Genomic DNA, 3,283 nt, shown 5'->3' on the forward strand with positions numbered 1-3,283 from the left:
CATTGCTTGAGGCGACGCTGCGCTGGCCGTGGGCGGCGATTGGTCTCGCAGTTGTCGCGCTGGTGCTGACGATTCTGCCGATTTCGCGTCTTGGCGGCGAATTCATGCCGCCGCTCGACGAGGGCGATTTGCTGTATATGCCGACCGCTCTTCCGGGCATTTCCGCCGAGAAAGCGAGCGAGCTGCTGCAGCAAACCGACCGGCTCATCAAGACCGTGCCCGAGGTCGCGACAGTGTTCGGCAAGTCGGGCCGGGCGGATACGGCCACAGACCCGGCACCGCTCGAGATGTTCGAGACCACCATCCAGTTCAAGCCGCGCAGCCAGTGGCGGCCGGGCATGACGCCGGAAAAGCTGGTCGATGAGCTGGACCGGACGGTCAAGGTGCCCGGTCTTTCGAACGTATGGGTGCCGCCGATCCGCAATCGCCTCGACATGTTGTCGACCGGCATCAAGACGCCGGTGGGCGTCAAGATTTCCGGGCCGGACCTGACGCAGATCGACCGTATCGCGACGCAGGTTGAAACGGCCGTCAAAGGTGTCCCTGGTGTGACGTCCGCACTCGCGGAACGGCTCAACGGCGGGCGCTATATCGACGTGGACATCGACCGGCTCGCCGCAGCACGCTACGGACTGTCGGTGGCCGATATCCAGTCGGTCGTGTCGTCGGCGGTGGGCGGTGAGAACGTTGGCGAGGTGATTGCCGGCCGCGAGCGCTTCCCCATCAATATCCGCTACCCGCGCGAATTCCGCGATTCGCTTGAGAAGCTGCGGCAACTGCCAATCGTCACGGATCGCGGCGCGCAAATCCAGCTCGGCGACGTCGCCCACATCACGATCGCCGACGGCCCGCCGATGATTCGCAGCGAGAATGCTCGGCTCTCCGGGTACGTCTACGTCGATATCCGCAACACGGATCTCCAATCCGCCGTGAAGGCAATGCAGCAGGTCGTGGCTCGGCAGGTCCAGTTGCCACCCGGCTACTCGATTGCGTGGTCGGGCCAGTTCGAGTACCTGGAGCGCGCGGCGGCCAGGCTCCGGACCGTCATTCCGGTGACGCTGGTTGTCATCTTCGTGCTGTTGTTCCTGACCTTCAACTCCGCCGCCGATGCGCTGCTGCTGATGTCGACCGTGCCGTTCGCGCTGGTCGGCGGCTTCTGGCTCATCTGGATACTCGGCCACGCGGTGTCGGTCGCGACATCGGTCGGATTCATCGCGCTTGCGGGCGTCGCTGCCGAGTTTGGGGTGGTCATGCTGCTGTACCTGAAAGGTGCGCTCAATCGCCGGCTGGAAGATGGCGAGCTGCTCACCGAGGCGTTGCTGTTCGACGCGATTCGCGAAGGCGCCGTGCTGCGCGTACGGCCGAAGGCAATGACGGTGGCCGTCGTGCTCGCCGGCCTCATTCCGATCATGGTCGGGCACGGTGCAGGGTCGGAGGTCATGCAGCGTATCGCCGCGCCGATGGTCGGCGGCATGGTGACCGCGCCACTTCTGTCGATGTTCGTGATTCCCGCAGCGTGGTTCCTGTTGCAGCGTCGTCGCGCACGACAGGCCAGCGCTGTCCATTTTCCCCACACAAACCCTTCCGGCACGAACGTGCCAGTCAACCAAACTGGAGAGATCCAATGAAGAAACTGTTTGTTATGTCCGCTGCCCTTGCAGCCACTTTCGCCACGCCCGCATTTGCCGGCAACGACATGGCCGGCATGGATATGTCGACCAGGGCTTCCGCGATGAAAGTGTCGTCGAACAATGCGCTCACCGACGCAGAGGTCAAGAAAGTCGACGTGGCGACAGGCATGGTCACGCTGAAGCACGGCGCGCTGGAAAACGTCGGCATGCCGCCGATGACGATGGCGTTCAAGGCGAAGGATGCCGCGATGGTCAAGCAGATCAAGGAAGGCGACAAGGTCAAGGTGCGCGTCGAAGAAGTCAACGGCACCCTGACCATCGTAAAACTCGAAAAGCGCTTGTGACGAAGCGTTGATGGCTGGCACGCAGGCTTCTGTCCGCGCGCCGGCAGCCAGGAGTTCGGGCGAGGAGACCACCATGCGAACGACATCATCCAACGCGTATCAGTCTGACTACCAAACAGCGGACATATTGAGTCGCATACTTCGCTTCGCCCTTGTCCTGTTGCTCGGACCCGCATCCTTTTCGGCTTACGCAGTCAACGAATCCGAACTGCTTGCGCCTGAGCAGGCATTTCCGTTGACCGTCAGCCTCGCGAGCCCGATGGAGGTCGTGCTCGACTTCAAGACGAAGCCCGGGTATTACCTGTATCGCGACCGAATCAGCTTTGCGGTTGACGGCACACTGGTAAAACCGGATTCGATGCCGCCCTCCGAGTCGAAGAACGACCCGACGTTCGGCGTGGTCCAGGTCTATCACCAGCCCGTCCGGATTCGTCTTCCGTTGTCCGCTGCGATCACGTCGAGCGCCATGCTGACAGTTACATCGCAAGGATGTGCCGACGTGGGGGTCTGCTATCCGCCGCAGACGCGCCGCTTTCGGATCGCTGCGGACGGTGCTGTGACGCTCGCAGCGCTCGTTGGGAGTGCGAATGCAGCGGACTTCCCTGTCGTCGAGAAAAGCCGGCAGTCCGCCGTACCGGGTCTACCGCTGCGTCCTGCCAATGGGATCGGCATCGCCGAATTGCTAGGCTTTCTGGTGGCTGGTCTGCTGATGGCGGGCACCGTGTGCATGTATCCGCTCATCCCTATCGTCACGGCGGTCATTAACGGTACCCGTGAGCGGTTGCCGGTATGGCGCGGGGTTTCGCTGTCGTTCGCCTATGTACAAGGACTGGCGATGACATACGCGGCGGCTGGAACCATTGCGGCAGTCGTTGGCATTCCACTTGTGGCGGTGACGCAGAAACCCTGGTTACTGGCCACGTTCGGCGCGCTCATGCTCATCCTCGCGCTCGGTATGTTCGGCGTGTTCAGGTTGCAACTGCCGACGGGCTGGCAGACGCGGTTTGCGGGATGGAGCAGACGCTTGCCCGGAGGCCGTGTTGGGCCGGTGTTCGTGATGGGCATGTTGTCCGCGCTGATTGTCGGGCCGTGTTCCACACCGGCACTGGCAGGCGCACTGGTCTACATCGCCAACAGTCATGACATCGCAGGCGGTACGCTGGCGCTGTATTTGATGGGTATCGGGATCGGCATTCCGCTGCTGCTTGTCTGCGGATTTCGGCGATGGTGATCAATCGTTTCGGCGAACGTGATCAGTCTGGAAGGTGGTGTTGCGCGGTCAATGGATTATAGCGACGGTGATCACGA

The 3,283-nt window shown here is 62.2% G+C and carries 3 protein-coding genes; all 3 read left to right on the plus strand.

Translation table 11 applies throughout. From position 1 onward, the window contains the following. On the plus strand, nucleotides 1–1,628 hold a 1,628-nt coding region (locus KH616_RS23220), incomplete at its 5' end, for an efflux RND transporter permease subunit (RefSeq protein WP_292252296.1). Next, nucleotides 1,625–1,975, plus strand: a complete 351-nt coding sequence (locus KH616_RS23225; RefSeq protein WP_011875594.1) for a copper-binding protein — start codon at nucleotides 1,625–1,627, stop codon at nucleotides 1,973–1,975. The genes KH616_RS23220 and KH616_RS23225, both read left to right, overlap by 4 nt. A 10-nt stretch (nucleotides 1,976–1,985) precedes the next feature. Next, nucleotides 1,986–3,206 carry a protein-disulfide reductase DsbD domain-containing protein gene (locus tag KH616_RS23230; protein WP_292252297.1) on the plus strand — a complete coding sequence of 407 codons (1,221 nt, stop codon included), beginning with the start codon at nucleotides 1,986–1,988 and terminating at the stop codon, nucleotides 3,204–3,206. The last annotated feature ends 77 nt before the right edge of the window (nucleotides 3,207–3,283 follow it).

It is taken from the genome of Burkholderia sp., from assembly GCF_018375725.1.
Lineage (GTDB): Bacteria > Pseudomonadota > Gammaproteobacteria > Burkholderiales > Burkholderiaceae > Burkholderia.

Bases quoted from the DNA above. Each gene is read 5' to 3' on its own strand.
- KH616_RS23225 (WP_011875594.1), top strand. From the start codon at position 1,625: ATGAAGAAACTGTTTGTTATGTCCGCTGCCCTTGCAGCCACTTTCGCC.
- KH616_RS23230 (WP_292252297.1), top strand. From the start codon at position 1,986: ATGGCTGGCACGCAGGCTTCTGTCCGCGCGCCGGCAGCCAGGAGTTCG.